The sequence below is a fragment of the Hydrogenophaga sp. OTU3427 genome, assembly GCF_038440225.1.
In the GTDB taxonomy this organism is placed as follows: domain Bacteria; phylum Pseudomonadota; class Gammaproteobacteria; order Burkholderiales; family Burkholderiaceae_C; genus Hydrogenophaga.
Map to the genome: position 1 here is coordinate 38798 of NZ_JASATI010000028.1, position 18570 is coordinate 57367.

The 18570-nt window shown below is 71.3% G+C and carries 13 protein-coding genes; 5 read left to right on the forward strand and 8 right to left on the reverse strand.

Features of this window, described 5'->3' with window-relative positions:
• Positions 1-4 precede the first annotated feature (4 nt).
• Genes AAHB17_RS16135 through AAHB17_RS16145 form a run of 3 tightly spaced genes read right to left on the reverse strand, consistent with a single transcriptional unit; the run spans position 5 to position 4224 of the window.
• Positions 5-2254 carry a CHASE2 domain-containing protein gene (locus AAHB17_RS16135; RefSeq protein ID WP_342131661.1) on the reverse strand — a complete coding sequence of 750 codons (2250 nt, stop codon included), beginning with the start codon at positions 2252-2254 and terminating at the stop codon, positions 5-7.
• Positions 2255-2264: 10 nt separating this feature from the next.
• On the reverse strand, positions 2265-2975 hold the full coding sequence (gene lolD / locus AAHB17_RS16140; RefSeq protein WP_342131662.1) for a lipoprotein-releasing ABC transporter ATP-binding protein LolD: 711 nt from the start codon (positions 2973-2975) through the stop codon (positions 2265-2267).
• Positions 2968-4224, reverse strand: a complete 1257-nt coding sequence (locus AAHB17_RS16145; protein WP_342131663.1) for a lipoprotein-releasing ABC transporter permease subunit — start codon at positions 4222-4224, stop codon at positions 2968-2970. Before AAHB17_RS16145 ends, lolD begins: the two co-directional genes overlap by 8 nt.
• Before the next feature lie 46 nt (positions 4225-4270).
• Here AAHB17_RS16145 and AAHB17_RS16150 point away from each other — a divergent pair, with 46 nt between their 5' ends.
• From AAHB17_RS16150 to AAHB17_RS16160, 3 genes are read left to right on the forward strand one after another with little or no spacing between them, the layout of a single operon-like run.
• Positions 4271-5197, forward strand: a complete 927-nt coding sequence (locus tag AAHB17_RS16150) for a phosphoglycerate mutase (RefSeq protein ID WP_342131664.1) — start codon at positions 4271-4273, stop codon at positions 5195-5197.
• Positions 5194-6930, forward strand: a complete 1737-nt coding sequence (recJ, locus tag AAHB17_RS16155; protein ID WP_342131665.1) for a single-stranded-DNA-specific exonuclease RecJ — start codon at positions 5194-5196, stop codon at positions 6928-6930. Before AAHB17_RS16150 ends, recJ begins: the two co-directional genes overlap by 4 nt.
• Positions 6930-7607: an RluA family pseudouridine synthase gene (locus tag AAHB17_RS16160; RefSeq protein WP_342131684.1), complete on the forward strand. Its 678-nt coding sequence runs from the start codon at positions 6930-6932 to the stop codon at positions 7605-7607. Before recJ ends, AAHB17_RS16160 begins: the two co-directional genes overlap by 1 nt.
• A 1-nt stretch (position 7608) precedes the next feature.
• Here AAHB17_RS16160 and AAHB17_RS16165 read toward each other — a convergent pair whose 3' ends face one another.
• The gene (locus tag AAHB17_RS16165) at positions 7609-9246 is read right to left on the reverse strand and encodes a diguanylate cyclase (protein WP_342131666.1); all 1638 of its coding nucleotides are present in this window, start codon (positions 9244-9246) and stop codon (positions 7609-7611) included.
• 147 nt (positions 9247-9393) lie between these two features.
• On the opposite strand from AAHB17_RS16165, the gene AAHB17_RS16170 reads away from it, so the two are divergent.
• Together AAHB17_RS16170 and AAHB17_RS16175 are read left to right on the forward strand one after the other, a co-directional pair.
• A complete protein-coding gene (locus tag AAHB17_RS16170; protein ID WP_342131667.1) occupies positions 9394-11955 on the forward strand; it encodes an EAL domain-containing protein in 2562 nt (853 codons plus the stop codon).
• Between the two features lie 29 nt (positions 11956-11984).
• Positions 11985-13157: an HDOD domain-containing protein gene (locus AAHB17_RS16175; protein ID WP_342131668.1), complete on the forward strand. Its 1173-nt coding sequence runs from the start codon at positions 11985-11987 to the stop codon at positions 13155-13157.
• 7 nt (positions 13158-13164) lie between these two features.
• On the opposite strand, the gene AAHB17_RS16180 is transcribed toward AAHB17_RS16175, so the two are convergent.
• The 4 genes from AAHB17_RS16180 to AAHB17_RS16195 all read right to left on the reverse strand — a co-directional run bounded on the left by AAHB17_RS16180 (position 13165) and on the right by AAHB17_RS16195 (position 18568).
• The gene (locus AAHB17_RS16180; RefSeq protein WP_342131669.1) at positions 13165-14190 is read right to left on the reverse strand and encodes a hemerythrin domain-containing protein; all 1026 of its coding nucleotides are present in this window, start codon (positions 14188-14190) and stop codon (positions 13165-13167) included.
• Between the two features lie 91 nt (positions 14191-14281).
• Complete coding sequence (gene glsA / locus AAHB17_RS16185) at positions 14282-16105, reverse strand: glutaminase A (protein ID WP_342131670.1); 1824 nt, start codon at positions 16103-16105, stop codon at positions 14282-14284.
• Between the two features lie 73 nt (positions 16106-16178).
• Positions 16179-17726, reverse strand: coding sequence for a bifunctional hydroxymethylpyrimidine kinase/phosphomethylpyrimidine kinase (gene thiD, locus AAHB17_RS16190; RefSeq protein ID WP_342131671.1), 1548 nt, complete (start codon positions 17724-17726; stop codon positions 16179-16181).
• Positions 17726-18568, reverse strand: coding sequence for a thiazole synthase (locus tag AAHB17_RS16195; RefSeq protein WP_342131672.1), 843 nt, complete (start codon positions 18566-18568; stop codon positions 17726-17728). The genes thiD and AAHB17_RS16195 overlap by 1 nt, the downstream gene beginning before the upstream one ends.
• Positions 18569-18570 lie beyond the last annotated feature (2 nt).

Here is an 18570-nt window from a genome sequence, read left to right on the forward strand (position 1 = left end):
CGCGCTACTTGGTCTCGAAGTTCGTGACCAGTTGCCAGTCGGGATCAAAAGGCCGCTGGCCCCAGTCGGCCACGCGTTCGGCGTACAGGCCATAGAGCCGCTTGGCGGGCTGCTCCCGCTGCAGCTGCGCCAGCAGCACCTGCGCCTGTGGCCAGTCCTGGCGACGACAGGCGTCCAGACAAAGGGACCAGGCCGCCAGTTCCGCCCCGTTCGCGGTGTCCTCGTCGAGCACGCCGTAGATGGTCACGGCCCGGTCCTTGCCCTTGACCCTGACGGTGTCCAACTCCTGCCAGGCAAAACCGTCGCCGGCCTGCTCGCGCGTGCTGTCGCTGACGACGATGTCGACGCCGTAGTGTTTGCCCAGCCCCTCCAGCCGCGAACCCAGGTTGACCGCGTCGCCGATCACGGTGTAGGAGCGGCGCAGGTCCGAGCCCATGTCGCCCACACACATGGTGCCGGTGTTCAGGCCCACCCCCATGCCGATGGCGGGCAGGCCCATGGCGCGGTGGCTGTCATTGACTTCGGTGACGGCGCGGCGCATGGCCAGCGCCGCCAGCACCGCCAGGCGCGCGTGGCCGGCCTCGGGCACCGGCGCGCCCCAGAAGGCCATCACGCAATCGCCCATGTATTTGTCGATGGTGCCGCGGCGCTGCCGGATCGCCTGGGTCAAGCGGCTGAACACCCGGTTGAGCAGCGCCTGCATGTCGGCGGCGGTCATGGTCTCGGACAGCTGCGTGAAACCCCGCATGTCGCTGAACATCACGGTCAGCTCGCGCTCCTCGGCGCGCATGCTGTAGCGCTCCGGCGCCTTCACCATCTCGTTCACCAGCTCGGGCGGCACGTAGCTGCCGAACAGCAGGGCCAGCTCGCGTTTGGCGCGGCTCTCGACGAAGTAGGCGTGGCTGGTGTGCAGCACGTAGGCCAGCACCACCATCAGCGCCGGCGTGGCCACCGGCAGCACCAGGCCGTGGGCGCCCCACAGCCACAGGTTCAGCGCCACCAGGGTCCCCACCAGCGCCGAGGCCAGCACGGCAGACCACCAGGCGCTCAGGCGCGGCAGGCCCACCAGCAGCAGCACGCCGCCGAGCAGCAGCACCGCCACCTCGTAGCCCACGGCGTAGTCGGGCTGGACCAGCGAATGCCCGTCCAGCCAGGCCGACAGCAGGTTGGCGTGGGTTTCCACCCCGGGGTAGGCCTCGCCCACCGGCGTGGCGCGCAGGTCCTGCAGGCCGGGCGCGGTGGTGCCCAGCAAGACGATCCTGTCGCGCAGCGCCTCGGGCGCAAGCCGCCCCTTGACCACGTCCGCGGCGGACAGGTAGGTGAAGGAGCCGCCCTGCGGGCCGCCCGGGCCCCGGAAGGGGATCAGCACCGCGGCCCGGCTGTCGACCGCGATCGACATGCGGCTGCCGCCCAGCTCCAGCCCCACGCCGGCCAGCACCGGCGCCGCGCCCTGGCCGCCGCTGCCCGGGGCCGGGATCGGCACCACGGTCGCGCCGCCCGAGACCGCGCGCATCAGCGCCAGTGCCAGCGACTCGTAGTAGCCGCCTTCGTGGCGCGCCAGCAGCGGCAGCGACCGCACGACACCGTCGCTGTCGGTCACCGGATTGAAAAAGCCGGCCTGCGGCGCGGCCTCGGCGAGCTTGGCGATGTTGCTGCCAAAGCCGTCCCACGCGGTGGCCTGGAAAGGCGCCTGCCCCTGGGCCTTCAGCCCGTCGTCGGTCAGCACCGGCGCCGGCAGGCGGCCCGAGCGCAGGGCGCCACGGTCCGCGGTGAAGTAATAGCCCAGCACCACCGGCCGCTCGCGCAGGGCGTCGGCAAAACGCTGGTCGTGGTCCAGCCGGCGGGCCAGCTCGGGCAGGCGGGCGAGAAAGCGCGGGTCATCGCGCAGCTCGCCCTGGGCCAGGGCCTTGAGCTGGCCCAGACCCGAGCGGTCGTCGGGCTCGGCGAAGACGATGTCCACGCCCAGCGCGGCCACCTGCTGCTCGTCGAACAGCCGGTCCACCAGTTGCGCCAGGTGGTTGCGCGACCAGGGCCAGTGGCCGATCTCGGCCAGGCTCTTTTCGTCGATGTCGAGGATGACGATGCGTTCGTCCAGCGTGCGTGGCATCAGGGCCAGCAGGCGGGCGTCAAAGGCCATGGCCTCCAGCCGCGTCAGCAGCTCCAGCCGCTGCACGCCGGTGGCGTGCATCAGGGCCAGCAGCAGCGGCAGCAGCACCGTCGCCAGACGCAGACCGAGCTTGAGCCAGTGCGCCATGCCGTGCCTTTCAACCCAGGGCGTGCTCCGGCGGGCGCACCGGGTCTTCGGCCAGTTGACCGGCGGTCAGGCGCAGGCGGCGGTCGCAGCGCGCGGCCAGGCTTTCGTCGTGGGTCACCAGCACAAAAGCCGTGCCCTGCGAACGCGCCAGCTCCAGCATCAGCTCGAACACGGCCGCCGCGCTGCCCCGGTCGAGGTTGCCCGTGGGCTCGTCGGCCAGCACACAGGCCGGGCGCGTGACCAGGGCGCGCGCGATCGCCACCCGCTGGCGTTCGCCACCCGACAGCTCGGCCGGCCGGTGCATCAGGCGCTCGGCCAGGCCCACCCGCGCCAGCATGGCCGCCGCCGTGCGGGCCGCGTCCTCGCGCGGCTGGCGGCGTATCCACAGCGGCATGGCCACGTTGTCGCGGGCGCTGAATTCGGGCAGCAGGTGGTGGAACTGGTAGACAAAACCCAGGTGGCGGTTGCGCAGCTCGCCCTGCTGCGCGGCACCGAGGCCGGCCAGGTTCTGGCCCAGCAGCTGCACCTCGCCCGCCGTGGGCGCGTCCAGCCCGCCCAGCAGGTGCAGCAGCGTGCTCTTGCCCGAGCCGGAGGCGCCAACGATGGCCAACGTCTCGCCGGCCCGCACCCGCAGGTCCACGCCCTTGAGCACGGTCACGTCGAGCCGGCCTTCGTGGAAACGTTTGGTCAGGCCTTGGGCCTGGAGCACGATTTCACTCATAGCGCAAGGCCTCGGCAGGGTTCACGCGGCTGGCCCGCCAGCTGGGGTACAGCGTGGCCACAAAGGCCAGCACCAGCGAAATCACCGCGATGGGCACGATGTCGGTCGACTGCGGGTCGCTGGGCATGCGGCTGATCAGGTAGATGTCCTGCGGCAGGAAGGTCGCGCCCAGCAGGCGTTCGAGCGCGGGCACCAGGGTGTCGATGTTGAAGGCCACCAGCAGGCCCAGGGCCAGGCCGCTGAGGGTGCCGATCACGCCCACCATGGCGCCCTGCACCACGAACACGCCCATGATGCTGCGCGGGCTGGCACCCAGGGTGCGCAGGATGGCGATGTCGGCGCGCTTGTCGGTCACGGTCATCACCAGCGTGCTCACCAGGTTGAAGGCGGCCACCGCCACGATCAGGGTGAGGATGATGAACATCATGCGTTTTTCGAGCTGCACGGCGGCGAACCAGGTGCGGTTCTGGCGCGTCCAGTCGCGCACCAGCAGGTCGCCGCTGAGCGAGCCGGCGATCTGCACCGCCACCTCGCGCGCCTTCTGCAGGTCCTGCAGCCTGACGCGCACGCCGGTGGGCCCTTCGAGGCGGAAGATGCGAGCGGCGTCGTCCTGGTGCAGCAGGGCCAGGCCGGAGTCGTATTCGAAGTGGCCGGAATCGAAGGTTCCCACCACCGTCATCTGCTTGATGCGCGGCACCACGCCGGCCGGTGTCACCTGGCCGCTGGGCGCGATCAGCGTGACCGTGTCGCCCTCGCGCACGCCCAGGCTGCGTGCCAGCTCACCGCCCAGCACGATGCCGAACTGCCCTGGCGCCAGGCGCGGCAGCACGGTGGCGGACAACTGCGCCGCCAGTTCGGTGACGCGGGGCTCCAGCGCCGGGTCGATGCCCCGCACGATGGCGCCCTTCATGTCCTCGCCGCGCGCGATCAGGCCCTGCGCGCCGATGAAGGGCGCGGCCCCCAGCACCTGCGGGTGGCGCTGGATCTCGGCCAGCGTGCGGGGCAGGTCGGGGATGGCCTCGCCGCTGGGGGTGAAGACCTCGATGTGGGACAACACGCCCAGCATGCGGTCGCGCACCTCCTTCTGAAAACCGTTCATCACGCTGAGCACGATGATGAGCGCGGCCACGCCCAGCGCAATGCCCAGCATGGACACGCCGGAGATGAAGGAGATGAAGCCATTGCGCCGCGTGGCGCGGCCGGCGCGGGTGTAGCGCCAGCCCAGGGACAGTTCGTAAGGGATTTGCATGGATCAGGTTCCGGCGGCGATTGTGGCATCCCGGACAATCACCGCCATGGCCCCACCGCATTCCTCGCATTTGCTGATTCCCGCCGCCCCCGCACCCGACGGCAGCGCCACCCCCCTGCCCCCGCACCTGCTGCGCCTGCTGCGCCACCTGGCGCCGGCCGGGCGCATCGAACCGGGCGAGGACAGCCCGGCCCTGCCGCACGAGCTGCTGCTTGCCCAGGTACATGGCCTGCCCTCGGAGGCAGGCTTCACGCCCTGGGCCGCCTTCGAGAGCGGCACGGTCGGTACTCCCTGTGCCTGGGTCCGGCCCTGCCACTGGCAGATCGGTGCCCAGCACGTGGCCTTGTCCGATCCCGACAGCCTGGCGCTGGACGCCGCGCAGTCGGAAGCCTTGATGAGGGCTGCCGCGCCCTACTTCGCCGAGGACGGCATCACGCTGGCCGCCCACGCGCCAGGCGCCTGGCTGGCCAGCGGCGAGGTGTTCCGCAAGCTGCGCACCGTGTCGCTGGACCGCGTCTGTGGCCGTGCCATCACGCCCGACATGCTGCAAGCCTCCACCGGCCACCACCCCGGCCTGCGCCGCCTGCAGAGCGAGATGCAGATGCTGTTCTACACCCACCCGGTCAGCGACGAACGCCAGGCCCAGGGCCGGCTGCCGGTCAACGCCTTCTGGATCACCGGCGCCGGCGTGCTGCCGCAGCCCGTGTCGCCCAGCGCCGACGTCACGGTGGACGCACGGCTGCTGCCCCCCACCCGCGCGGCCGATGCGGCCGGCCACGCCACCGCCTGGGCCGCCATCGACGCCGACATCGCGGCCCACTGGCTGCCCCGGGCCGAACGTGGCGAGGCACTGCGTCTCACCCTGGGCGGCGAACGCGCGGCCCAGACCTTCAACACCCCGGCGCCCTCGCTGATCCAGCGCCTGCGCCGTGCCCTGCGCGCGCCCGACACCACGTTTGTGACCACCCTATGAAACTCATCACCCGCGACGTGCCCCCGCGCGCCGCCTGGGCGCTGGAGCAGGCCGGCATCCACCCGCTGCTGGCCCGCCTGTACGCCGCCCGGGGCGTGCGTGGCCCGGACGAACTCGACGACACCCTGGCCCGCCTGCTGCCGCCCGACCGGATGAAGGGCACGCAGGACGCCGCCCGCCTGCTGGCCGACGCCATGGCGGCGAACCAGCGCATCTGCATCGTGGCCGACTACGACTGCGACGGCGCCACCGCCTGCGCCGTGGGCGTGCGTGGCCTGCGCCTGCTGGGCGCGCCCATGGGCTTTGCCAACGTGGCCTACCTGGTGCCCGACCGTGTCAACGACGGCTACGGCCTCACGCCCAGCATCGCCCAGCGCGTCCAGGCCAGCGGCGCCGACCTGCTGGTCACGGTGGACAACGGCATCGCCAGCCTGGACGGCGTGCGCGCCGCGCGTGACCTGGGCCTGTCCGTGCTGGTGACCGACCACCACCTGCCCGCCGTGGTGAATGGCCAGCCGGTGGTGCCCGACGACTGCGTCATCGTCAACCCCAACCAGCCCGGCTGCCCCTTCGAGAGCAAATCCATCGCTGGCGTGGGCGTGATGTTCTACGTGCTGCTGGCGCTGCGGGCCGAGCTGCGCGCGCGGGGTGTGTTCACCCCGGCCACCCAGCCGAAAATCGATACCTTGCTGCCCCTCGTGGCCCTGGGCACGGTGGCCGACGTGGTCAAGCTGGACCCGCACAACCGCCGCCTCGTGTCGCAAGGCTTGAAGCGCGTGCGCGCCGGCGCCCTGCCCGTCGGCATGGCGGCCCTGTTCGCGGTGGCCACGCGCCGGCCGCAGGTGGCCACGGCCTTCGACTTCGGTTTTGCCCTCGGCCCGCGCCTGAACGCCGCTGGCCGCCTGGCCGACATGACCCTGGGCATCGAATGCCTGATCACCGACGACGCCGCGCGGGCCGACGAGCTGGCGCGCACGCTGGACGGCATCAACCGCGAGCGCAAGGCGATCGAGGGCGACATGCGCGAGCAGGCCCTGCTGCTGGCCGAACAGCTGTTCGACGAGGACGAGGCACCGCCGCCGGCCGTGACCGTGTTCGACCCCGACTTCCACGAGGGCGTGGTGGGCATCGTGGCCTCCCGCCTCAAAGACAAGCTGCACCGCCCCACCTTCGTGTTCGCCGCCAGCGCGGCGGCGGGCAAATCGCACGAACTCAAGGGCTCGGGCCGCTCCATCCCCGGGTTTCACCTGCGCGACGCGCTGGACCTGGTGGCCAAGCGCCACCCCGGCGTGCTGCTGCGCTTCGGCGGCCATGCCATGGCGGCGGGCTGCACGATCAGCGAGGACGGCCTGGACGCCTTCGAACAAGGCCTGGCCCAGGTGGCCAGCGAATGGCTGGACGCCGAAACCCTGTTGCGCCGGCTGGAGACCGACGGCCCGCTGGACCCGCAGTACCGCCGCGCCGAGGTGGTGGACACCTTGCACGCCGAGGTCTGGGGCCAGGGCTTCGCGCCGCCGGTGTTCTGCGAGGAGGTGGAGGTGCTGTCGCAGCGCATCGTGGGCGAAAAGCACCTGGCGCTCAAGCTGCGCCACCAGGGCGCGCCGGTCGATGGCATCTGGTTCGGCCACGACCAGCCGCTGCCGGCCCGCGTCAAGCTGGCCTTCCGCCTCGACGCCGACGAGTGGCAGGGCCAGAAGCGGGTGCGTTTCCTGGTGGAGGCCGCGGAACTGTGATCTACGCGCCGGACGTGCCCGATGGGGTGTTGGTCTCGTATGCCGACGACAAACTGCTGGTGCTGGACAAACCCGCCGGCCTGCTGTGTGTGCCCGGGCGCGGGCCGGACAAGGCCGACTGCCTGAGCGCGCGCGCCCAGGCCCTCTACCCCGACGCGCTGGTGGTGCACCGGCTGGACATGGGCACGTCGGGCCTGGTGGTGATGGCGCGTGGTGCCGAGGCCCAGCGCGGCTTGAGCGCCGCCTTCGCCGAACGCCGGGTGCACAAGCGCTACGAGGCGCTGGTGGCCGGCGTGCCCGACGGCACGGGCGCCGACGCCACCGGCTGGAACGACATCCACCTGCCATTGATCGTGGACTGGCCCAACCGCCCCAGGAGCAAGGTGGACTTCGCGCTGGGCAAACCCAGCCACACGCGCTGGCGGCAGCTGGCCGTGCAGGACGTGGCGGGCCTGGGGCCGTGCGCCCGGCTGGCGCTGGAGCCGGTCACTGGCCGTTCGCACCAGTTGCGGGTGCACCTGGTGGCGCTGGGACACCCCATCCTGGGCGATGAGCTGTACGCCGAGGGTGCCGCGCTGGCCGCCGCGCCACGCCTGCTGCTGCACGCCTGCGCCATCGACCTGCCCCACCCGACCAGCGGGCGGCGCCTGGCCTTCGGCTCGGCGCCGCCATTCTGAATCACAGCAGCTCGCTGACCACGCGGTTGCGGCCCTCGCGCTTGGCGCGGTACAGGCATTTGTCGGCCGTACGCACCGCGTCATCGGCGTCCTGGTGCGCGAGCTGCACCTCGCTGACGCCCACGCTCACGGTGACGGTGCCGACCGGCGCCACCGGATGGGCTTCGGCCGCGGCGCGCACCTTGTGGGCGACCGCCACCGCGGCCTCCAGCGAGGTGTCGGGCAGGAGGGCCAGGAACTCCTCGCCACCGGTGCGGCCGATGAAGTCGCTGGCACGCAGGGACGCACGCACCACCCTGGCCACCTGCCGCAGCACCTCGTCGCCCACCGCATGGCCATGGGTGTCGTTGACACGCTTGAAATGGTCCACGTCCAGCACCATCAGGCTGTAGGGCCGACCGGTGCGGACGAAGCGCACGAACTCCTGTGACAGGCGCTCGTCCGAGGCCAGCCGGTTGGGCAGGCCGGTCAGCGCGTCGTGGCGCGCCAGTTGCTCCAGGGCGGCGTTGCTGCGGGCCAGCTCGGCCGTGCGCTCGGCCACCTTGTGCTCCAGATGCAGGTTGTTCTCCTCCAGCGCGTTCTTGCGGGCGATCAGGGTCGCGGCCATGTCCTTGAGCGCGGCCGACAGCCGCCGGATCTCGGCGCTGGCGCCACGCGCGCCGAGTTCGACACCCGTTTCTCCGTCCTGGATGCGCCGCGCCTGCACGGTCAGCTGTTCCAGCGGCAGGCTGATGACACGCGCCCCCCACCAGGCCAGTCCCAGGAACAGCAGCGTGGCGGCGGCGGCGGCCAGCAGCAGCACCTGCTGCAGGGCATGCAGTTCGGCCAGCGCCGCGTGCAAGGGCTGGCGCACCACCACCCGCCAGCCCAGCGGCGTGCCGCCCGGCACCTCGGGCACGGCCACGCTCACGCTCACGTAGGGCGAGCCCTCGCTCCAGCTGTTGATGAGCTGCGGCGGCCCCGGCCGTAGATCGGCCGGCACCTGGTCGCCCCCCTGAGGCTGGTCGGGGAAGCTGATGTGCCCACGGTAGTCGACCAGGAACACGTCGATCTGCTGGCGCGCGCTCTTGCGCGGCACGATGGTGCCCACCACTTCGGCGGCCCAGCGCCAGTGCACATGAGCGGCCAGCACACCCGGCGCCTGCCCGTCGACCGCCTTCAACGGCACGGCCACATCGATGAAATACAAGGGATCGGCACCGGGCGGCGCCAGCAGCGACTGCAGCAGCTTGGCCTCGTGGCGGTCCCCCAGATAGGGGCCACGCTGGCCCATGCTGAACCACGGACGCTGCGACACCGACTGCCCGACCAAAAGCCCCCCGGTCGCCACCCGCACCACGCCCTGCGCATCGGCCACGCCGATCCAGGCGTAGGTGGGATGGGCCTCCTGCAGCTCCGCCAGGGTCTGGGCGTCGATGGGCCGCGCCCAGACATCGGCGGCCTGCAGCGGCATGCGCGCCAGCAGCCCGATCTCGCGCAGGCGTTCGCCGAGGTTGACCGACACCGTGGACGCCACGGACTCGGCCAGACTCTGCAGGGCCTGCTCACGGTCGCGCATCACCTGCTGGCCATAGACGTGACCGATGTAGAGGTAGATCGGAAAACCCACCAGCAAGGCCAGCGTGACGATGGCCACCACCAGGCGGTTCCTGAAGGCGTCAGGGAACCACTTAATTGTTAAAAATTTTCCAGATTGGGCCACTTGCCTATCGTATCCTTGGCCGTACGTCCCCAACATCGCCACGCTCATCCGGCGCCGATCGCCACGCCGACCACCGACCCGCCCATGCCCTGTCGCTCCGCCCTGCTCCGAGTCGCCACAGCGCTGTCCCTGGCCCTGGCCCTGTGCGTGGCTGCCTCGGCACAGGCACAGGCGCGCGTGGTGCGGGTCGGCGTCTACCACAACCCGCCCAAGATCATGGCCGGCGAAGGCGGTCAGCCCAGTGGCATCCTGGGCGATGTGCTGCGCGAGATGGCGCAGGCCGAGGGCTGGACCCTCGAACCCGTGGCCTGCGAGTGGGAGGCCTGCCTGGCCGGCCTCAACAACGGCCGCATCGACCTGATGCCCGACGTCGCCCGCACCGATGCCCGCCTGCGCCTGTTCGACTTCCACCAGGTGCCGGCGCTGCACAGCTGGTCGCAGCTGTACCGCCGGGAAGGCGTGATCGCCGAGTCCATGCTGGACCTGCAGGGCAAACGGCTGGCGGTACTGGAAGGCTCCAGCCAGCAAGAGTACCTGCAGACCCTCCTGGCCGGCTTCGGACTCAACACCCGTTTTGTCACGGCCCCCAGTTTCGACGCCGCCTTTGGCCTGGTGGCGGCGGGCCAGGCCGACGTGGTGGCCAGCAACCACCACTTCGGCGACCTCGCCGCGCAACGCTTCAAGCTGCACGACACCCCACTGATCTTCCAACCATCGCGCCTGTTCTACGCCACCGGCAAGGGCCTCAACCCGGAGCTGCTGGCGGCCATCGACCGCCGCCTCGGTCCCTGGCAGGCCGACCCAGCGTCAACCTATTTCCAGATCCTCAAGCACTGGGGGGCGCCGCTCAATGGCTCGCGCATCCCGGCGGTGCTCTGGTGGAGCCTGGGCGCGGTGGCCGCGGCGCTGCTGCTGGCGTTGGCCTTCGTGGCCCTGCTCAAGCGCGAGGTCGGGCGGCGCACCCGTGAACTGCGCGCCAGCGAGGACAAGCTGGCCACCATCCTCAACAGCGTGGATGCCTACATCTACATCAAGGACACCGAGCTGCGCTACCTGTACGCCAACCGCCAGGTGTGCGAACTGTTCGGCCAGGCGCTGCCGGACGTGGTGGGCAAGGGCGACAGCGCCTTTTTCGACGCGACCACCACGCTGCAGCTTCGCGCGGTCGACCAGCAGGTGCTCGACAGCGGGGACCGCCTGGTCGAGGAGGAAACCAACCGCACCCACGAAGGCGAGGTGCGCACCTACCTGTCGGTGAAGATGCCGCTGCGCAACACCGAAGGCCACATCTACGCGCTGTGTGGCATCTCCACCGACATCACCGACCAGCGCCAGTTCGCCCAGGAAATCCACCAGCTCGCCTACTACGACCCGCTGACCCACCTGGCCAACCGGCGCCAGATGATCGAGCGGCTGCAGCAGTTGCTGGACGACGCCACCACCGGCCACCACCAGCACGCGCTGCTGCTGGTCAACATCGACAACTTCAAGCACCTCAACGACCTGCACGGCCACCGCGTGGGCGACCTCCTGCTGCAGCAGGTCGCGCAGCGCCTCAACGCCTGCGCCCGCGCCGGCGATCTGGTGGCGCGGCTGGGCAGCGACGAGTTCGCCATCCTCATGAGCGGGCTGGGCACCCAGCCCGCGGTGGCCACGCGCCAGGTCGAGCAGGCCGCCACCAAGCTGCTGCAGACCGTGGGCGAGATCCCGTTCGAGCTGGGCAGCCTGAGCCACCGCGTCTCGGCCAGCATCGGCGTGGCCATGCTCAACCAACCTCAGACCACGGTGGACGCGGTGCTCAAGCACGCCGACATGGCCCTGGCCCAGGCCAAGTCCGGCGGCCGCAACGGCGTGCGCTTCTTCCGCTCCGACATGGAGGTGGTGGCGGCGGCCCGCGCCGCGCTGGAAGCCGACCTGCGCGATGGCATGGCCAAGGGCCAGTTTCTGCTGCACTACCAGCCCCAGGTGGACGAGCGTGGCCAGATGTTCGGCGTCGAGGCCCTGGTGCGCTGGCAGCACCCCACGCGCGGGCTGGTGCCTCCGGGCAGCTTCATCGGCCTGGCCGAGGTCTCGGGCCTGATCGAACCGCTGGGCCTGTGGATACTGCGCACCGCCTGCCAGCAGCTCCATGTCTGGAGCAGCGTGTCCGGGCGCGAGCACCTTTGCGTGGCGGTCAACATCAGCGCGCGCCAGCTGCACCATCCGGATTTCGTGCGCCAGGTCACCGACATCCTGCAGGAAACCGGTGCCCGCCCCGACCGCCTGGAGCTGGAGCTGACCGAGAGCCAGCTGGTGGAGGACATGAGCGGCGCCACCGCCAAGATGCAGGCCCTCAAGGCCCTCGGCGTGCGTCTGTCGCTCGACGACTTCGGCACCGGCTACTCGTCGCTCAACTACCTCAAGCGCCTGCCGCTGCACCAGCTCAAGATCGACCAGAGCTTCGTGCGCGACCTGCTGCTGGATGCCAACGACCTGTCCATCGTCAAGGCGGTGGTCGACATGGGCCGCAACCTCAACCTGTCGGTCCTGGCCGAAGGGGTGGAGACCACGGCCCAGCGCGACATGCTGCTGCAGGCGGGCTGCCACCTGTTCCAGGGTTACCTCTTCGGCCGTCCGGTCCCGGTGGAGCAGCTGCCCGCCCCCTGATTTCAACCCACTTGCCGCACGGAAACCCCATGAGCACCGCCCTGATTCTTGTCGCCTTGCTGGTGGCCATCGTCGCGATCTATCTGTGGAAGCGGCCATCGGCGCCACCAGCCCCCGCCCCGCGGGACCACGGCGCGCCGCCCGCTCCCCCGGCGGCGCGCGCGGCGGCGCAGCAGCGCATCGTCGACAACCCGCTGGCGCCGCAGCCGCTCGCGGCGACCAGCCCACCTGTGGTGCCCGAACGGCCCTTGCCCACGCTGCTGGCGGATTTCCAACTGACCTCGGCCGACACCCTGCCGCCCGCGCAGCGGGAGGCACTGCAAGCCGAGCTGCGCCGCATCCCGCGTCCGCCGCGTTCGCTGCACCGGCTGATCTCGCCCGAGTTCATCGCGTCCGCCTCGTCCAGCGAGATGAGCGAGCTGGTGCTGGGCGAGCCGGTGATCGCCGCCAAGGTGCTGTCGACCGTGAACTCGCCGCTCTACGGCCTGCAGAAGACCGTCACGAGCATCGGCCAGGCGATCACCTTTCTGGGCATGAACACGGTGCGTGGCATCAGCCTGCAGTACATGCTGGACGAGTCCTTCAAGGCCGACAACGCCGACACCCGGCGCGCGTTCGAACAGCTCTGGACGGCCAGCGCCCTGGCCAGCGAACTGTGCACCCGGCTGGCCAAGCAGTTGCCGCTGTCCGAGGCCGGTGCCCTGGTGACCCAGGTCGTGCTGTCCTTTGTGGGCCACATGGCGGTGGCCGCGCTGGCGCAAGGCCGGGGGCGCCCAGAGATGACCGACCTGTCGCTGGACCTGCCCCAGCGCTACCGGGCGCAGCAGGCCACCCTGGGGCTGTGCGCGCCCGAAATCGGACGCCTGTTGATGCGGGAGTGGGAGCTGCCGTCCAGCATCGTCGAGGGCGTGGGCCAGATCGAACAGGTGCTGATGGCGCCGGTATCGCAGGCCCGGGACGCCGCCGAAGCCCCCCGTCAGGCCGTGGCCTACCTCTGCGCCCGCCTCGGCGAGCGCATGGCCTGCGGCGGACTCGACACGCTGGCCGGCATCGACCTGGCGCAGGACGAGCGCGCCGAGCTGCACCACCTGCAGGGCTACCTGCGCTCACCCCGGCTGGCCACGCTGGGCAGCCTGCTGACCACGCCGGACAACGTCGCCAGCGTGTCGGCCTTCCTGGCCTCGCGCACGCAGGCGACCTGAGCCGCGTTCAGGCCACGGCGCGCAGGTCGGCCTCGGCGTCTGACAACAACACCGCGCCATACCCACGCGCCCGGGGCACCGCGCCGGCCACGCCCATGCGCACCGGGCCCAGCGAGGCCACGGCCGCGGCCACACGGTGGCCGGCCGCCAGCGCACCTTCGTAAGGCGTGTCGGGCAACAGCACCGCCACCCGCTGCGGCCCCAGGCAGGCCACCAGGTCGGTGGTGCGTTTCATCTCGGCGGCCACGGCATGGGTCACGTCACGCAGCAAGTCGGCCTCGTTGTTGGTGGACGCGTCGCCCCAGTCGAGCAGCAGCAGCGACAGCGGTGACTCGTTGCGGAAACCGCGCGCGGCCTCCTCCTCCAGCCGGTTCTCGAACAGGCGCGGGTTGGCGGCCTTGAGGTCTTCGTCGTAGTGGCCCTGGCGGGCCAGCTGCTCCTGCAGGGCCTGGGCGCTCGCGGCCACGGCATCGGCCGCGGCCAGCGCGGCGTCGCGTGCCCGCGCATGCGACGACAACTCCATGTAGAGGCGCCCCACCAGGTTGAGCAGGGCGCGCTGGCCTTGTTCGGACACGCCGGGCTCGTCCTCGTAGGCATCGCCCGCGGCCCGCCCGGCCTGCACCTGACGCAGCTGGCGGACCATGGACGGATCCACGCCCAGGACGTGCAGGCCGATCCACGACACCAGGAAACCCATCAGCCGCCCGTGCAGGTCGATCTGGGTCTCGCGACCGTTCCACATCTCGCGCAGGTTGATGATGAACTGTTCGTGCTGGCGCCGGTGCTTGACCTGGTGGCGCTCGTCGATGCCGGCTTCGCGCATCAGCGTCTCTTCGGCGGTGAACTGCGCCCGCGCGTAGTTCATGAGCCGGTCAAAGGCGCGGCGCAACGCGGCGTCGCGGTCCTCGTGGCCGACACCGGCATGGAACAGGGTGTCGTGCAAGCGGTTGAAGACATCGATCAGCGCGCGGTGCTGCTCGTCGAGTTCGGGCAGGCCGGTGCTGAAGTGGTGGTCCCAGACGAACAATTGCATGGCGGGCGGTCTCCTCGTGGCGGGGCCACGCGGCAGGCGCTGCGCGGCGGTCACTGCGCATAATACGCGCCCCTGCCGACGCCTCGGACGCTCAGGCCAGGGCCGCGATCCACTGCGTGGCGCCGCGCAGCTTGACCGCCAGGTCCTTGGCCAGGTTTTCCAGCAGCAGGATCTTGGCCTGCGGCGCCTGCTGCGCCAGGCGCTCCAGGTCGTTCACCCGCAGCACCCGGCAGCGCACGTCGTTGTCGGCCACCACCGAGGCGGTGCGTTGCGTCTGGCCCAGCAGGGTCATCTCGCCAAACTCCATGCCCGGCCCCAGCGACGAGATGCGCTGGTGTCCGCCGTCGTCCAGCGGCACCAGGATGCTGACGCGGCCGGTCTCGATGAAGAAAATGCGGCCATCGCCGGCCTCGCCGGCCTTGAGGATGGAGTCGCCGGCGGTGTAGCTTTCGGTGCTCATGTGGGTGTCCATGAGACGCAGCAAGTCGTCGCTGAAGCCCCGCAGCAGCGGCGACTCGGCCAGCGGCACCGCCAGCTCCTCGGTCGCGCCCAGGCCTTGCAACAGGCGGTTTTCACACCATTCCACCGCCAGGTCGTTGTCCTCGAAGACCAGGAAACCGCGGTCCAGGTTGCGCGCCGCCTTGGCCAGCGGCTGCAGGATGGCGGCGCGCCGGTGCACCCGCGAGCACACCACCGGCTTGCCATCGGCCGCCAGCGCGCGACGGACCTCGTGCAGCATCTGCGCCGCGCTCTCGGCCAGGCCCGAGACCTGGTTCATGTCGAGGATGAAGCAGTCGGTGTCGCCGGCCATGCCCAGCATGCAGCGGATGACGTATTCGACGCCATCGACCCCCAGCATGCCGTGCAACGACAGGTACTTGATGCGGTGGGCATGGTCGATCAGGTGCTGGCGCGCCGGCCCCGCCGGCTTGCGGCGCGAGGACGCATCGGCCCCGGTGTAGACCCGGCCCAGAGCCTGGCGCGGGTCGCGCGCCTGCTGAAACATGTGCAGGCCAAAATCGCGCGACAGGTGGCGGCAGGCCTCGATGCCACGCACGCTGTTGCCCTTGGCGTCCAGGCGCGGCGAGAAGATGGCGATGCCGAAGCGCCCCGGCACCACGGCGATCACGCCCCCGCCGACCCCGCTCTTGGCCGGCATGCCCACCTCGTAAAGCCAGCTGCCGGCGAAGTCGTACATGCCGCAGGTGGCCATGACGCTGAGCACCTGGCCCACGTGTTCGGTCGGCAGCGCGCGCCGCCCCGTCAGGGGGTGCACGCCGCCGTTGGCGAGGGTGGCGGCCATGTAGGCCAGATCGCGGCAGCTCACCTGGATCGCGCACTGGCGGAAGTAGTTTTCCAGCGAGTCCATGGGCTCGCCTTCGACGATGCCGAAGTTCTTGAGCATCCAGGCGATGGCACGGTTGCGGTGGCCGGTGGCGCTCTCGGAACGGTAGACCGACTCATCGACCGTGACGGGGTGGCCGACGAAGGTCGCGATCGAGGACTCGATGCGCTCCCACTGCGCCTCGGTGGTGCGCCCGGCCACCAGACTGGTGGTGGCGATCGCACCAGCATTGATCATGGGGTTGAGCGGCGCACCAGTTCGGGGATGCAGGCTGATGGAATTGAAGGCGTCGCCGCTGGGCTCCACCCCCACCTTCTCGGCCATGTTCTCCTGCCCGCGGTCGGCCAGCGCCATGCCGTAGACAAAGGGCTTGGAGATGGACTGGATGGTGAACAGCTGGTCGGCATCCCCCACGGTGTAGGCCACGCCGTCCATGGTGACGATGCTGATGCCCAGCCAGGCCGGGTCGGCCTTGGTCAGTTCCGGGATGTAGCTCGCCAGCTCGCCGCTGGTGACATCGCTCAGGCGGGCATGCAAGGCCTGCAGGTAGTGGTCGATGGGGGACAACATGGCACTCCGGACAGGTGACGAGGACACAGGGGCCGCGATCGGCTGCCGTGTCCTTCGCAAGTCGCGTACCCGCTCAGAGACTGGGCGTGGGCAGGTCCGGCACGGCGCGGCGGGCCTGCGTGCCGGCCGCCGCCAGCGCGGCGGCCAGGGGTGGCACCGCGCTGGCGGGGTCGCTGCCCAGCGCGCGCACCACACACACGCCGCTGGCGCCGGCCTGTGCGGCTTGTGTCACCTGCCCGGCCGCCAGGATGCCGCCGATGGCCACCACCGGGCAGCCCGCCCGGGCGGACCACCAGGCCAGGTTGTCCAGGCCCTGCGGTCGCCAGGGCATGGCCTTGGTCAGCGTGGGCCAGACCGGGCCACAGGCCAGGTAGTCGGGCGCCAGGGCGCGGGCCCGCGCCAGTTCCCACAGGCTGTGCGAACTCACGCCCAAGCGCAGGCCGCTGGCGCGCAGCGCGGCGCGTCCGTCCTCGCCCAGGGCCAGCAGGTCCTCCTGCCCCAGGTGCACGCCGGGCGCGCCCAGGCGGTGGGCCAGGGCCCAGTGGTCGTTGACGTAAAGGCGTGCGCCCACCCGCGCGCACGCGGCCACCGCCTCGGCGATCGCCTGCGCGAGCGCCTGCCGCCAGGCCGGCGTGGGCACCTCGGGCGTCTTGATGCGCAACTGCAGCGTGCGCACGCCGGCCGCCAGGGCGGCCCGCAGCTGCGCGCTGCTGTCGGCGATGGCGTACAGGCCCAGCGGCTGGGCTTCGGGCCGGGCCGACGTGCCGTGGAACACGGGCTCGACCCCCCAGGACAGCAGCGGCACCTCGGTGTGCGCCGCAAAACCCGGCGCCGCCCGCACCGGCCCCGCGCCCTGCCCGGCCGCCCGCCCCAGGCGCAGCGCGTGTTCGGTGGCCATCTTGGCCAGCACCAGCGCGTCGGCCGCCACAAAGCCGCGTGCCAGTGCGGCGGCGGCGGCCGTGGCGAAAGTGCAGCCGGTGCCGTGCTGGTGAGGCGTGTCGACGCGGCCGCCCGACAGCCAGCCGCTGGCGTGGGGCGTGGCCATCCAGTCGATCGCGCGCTGCCCGTCGAGCGGGTGGTCGCCGCCGGTGATGCACACCGCCTGCGTGCCCAGGGCCTGCAAGGCCTGCGCCTGGGCCGGCACATCCAGGCCGGACGCCGCCGGACCCAGCAGGCGCGTGGCCTCGCGGCGGTTGGGCGTGACGAGGGTGGCGCGCGGCAGCAAGCATTCGCGGTAGGCGTCCAGCACGGCGGCGTCGGCAAAGGGCGCGCCGGTGCTGGCGCCCAGCACCGGGTCCACCACCAGGGTCAGCGGCGCCCGCTCGCGCAGGCGGTCCACCCAGCGCGCCACGCAGCGCACCTGGTCCACGCCACCGAGCAGGCCGGTCTTGAGGGCCAGCGGTGGCATGTCCGATGCCAGGGCGGCAAACTGCGCGTCCAGCAAGTCCACCGGCAGGGCCTCAACGCGTGTGACGGCCAGCGAGTTCTGCGCCGTCACCGCCGCCACCACCGGGCACAGGTGCACACCCAGGGCATCGGCGGCGCGCTGGTCCGCGCTGAGGCCGGCGCCACCGCCGCTGTCGGTACCGGCCACGCTCCAGATCACGGGGGGTTGTTGCATCACGCCCCCAGCAGGAAAGGATCACCGGCCACCGGCGTGCTGGGCACGGCGCAGTCCTGGCGCGCCATCACGCCGCTGCGCCGCGCCTGGCGGCCGGCGCGCACGGCATCGCGGAAGGCACCGGCCATGCCCACGGGGTCGCCCGCGTGGGCCACGGCGGAGTTGAGCAGCACGGCGTCAAAGCCCATCTCCAGCGCCTGTGCCGCGTGCGAGGGCGCGCCCAGCCCGGCGTCGATGATGAGCACGGTGTCGGGCAGGCGCTCACGCAGGGTGCGCAGGGCGGTGGGGTTGATCAGGCCCTGGCCGGAACCGATGGGCGCGCCCCAGGGCATGAGCAGGGGGCAGCCGGCGTCGAGCAGGCGGCGCGCGCTGACGAGGTCGTCGGTGCAGTAGGGAAAGACCACAAAGCCGTCGGCCACCAGCTGGCGCGCGGCCACCAGCAGCTCGAAGGGATCGGGCTGCAGCGTGTGTTCGTCGCCCACCACCTCCAGCTTGACCCAGGGGGTGCCGAACAGCTCGCGCGCCATGTGGGCCAGGGTGATGGCCTCGCGCGCGCTGCGGCAGCCGGCGGTGTTGGGCAGCAGGCGCGCACCGCGCTCGGCCAGCACCGGGCGCAGCAGTTCGACAAAGCCGTTGTCGCCGCCGGCCGCGAGCTGGCGGCGCAGGCCCACGGTGACGATCTGCGTGCCCGAGGCGCGCACGGCGTCGCACAGCACCCGTGGCGAGGGATAGCCGGCGGTGCCGAGCAGGAAGCGGCTCTGGAGCACGGTGTCCTGGACGCGCCAGGTGTCGTTGTGGATGTCGTTGTTGACGTCGTCGGTGTGATTCGGGGTATCGGTCATGG

Excerpts from the sequence above, each read along its gene's own strand:
- AAHB17_RS16135 (WP_342131661.1), bottom strand. The coding sequence starts at position 2,254 with ATGGCGCACTGGCTCAAGCTCGGTCTGCGTCTGGCGACGGTGCTGCTG.
- lolD (WP_342131662.1), bottom strand. The coding sequence starts at position 2,975 with ATGAGTGAAATCGTGCTCCAGGCCCAAGGCCTGACCAAACGTTTCCAC.
- AAHB17_RS16145 (WP_342131663.1), bottom strand. The coding sequence starts at position 4,224 with ATGCAAATCCCTTACGAACTGTCCCTGGGCTGGCGCTACACCCGCGCC.
- AAHB17_RS16150 (WP_342131664.1), top strand. The coding sequence starts at position 4,271 with ATGGCCCCACCGCATTCCTCGCATTTGCTGATTCCCGCCGCCCCCGCA.
- recJ (WP_342131665.1), top strand. The coding sequence starts at position 5,194 with ATGAAACTCATCACCCGCGACGTGCCCCCGCGCGCCGCCTGGGCGCTG.
- AAHB17_RS16170 (WP_342131667.1), top strand. The coding sequence starts at position 9,394 with ATGCCCTGTCGCTCCGCCCTGCTCCGAGTCGCCACAGCGCTGTCCCTG.
- AAHB17_RS16175 (WP_342131668.1), top strand. The coding sequence starts at position 11,985 with ATGAGCACCGCCCTGATTCTTGTCGCCTTGCTGGTGGCCATCGTCGCG.
- AAHB17_RS16180 (WP_342131669.1), bottom strand. The coding sequence starts at position 14,190 with ATGCAATTGTTCGTCTGGGACCACCACTTCAGCACCGGCCTGCCCGAA.
- glsA (WP_342131670.1), bottom strand. The coding sequence starts at position 16,105 with ATGTTGTCCCCCATCGACCACTACCTGCAGGCCTTGCATGCCCGCCTG.
- thiD (WP_342131671.1), bottom strand. The coding sequence starts at position 17,726 with ATGCAACAACCCCCCGTGATCTGGAGCGTGGCCGGTACCGACAGCGGC.
- AAHB17_RS16195 (WP_342131672.1), bottom strand. The coding sequence starts at position 18,568 with ATGACCGATACCCCGAATCACACCGACGACGTCAACAACGACATCCAC.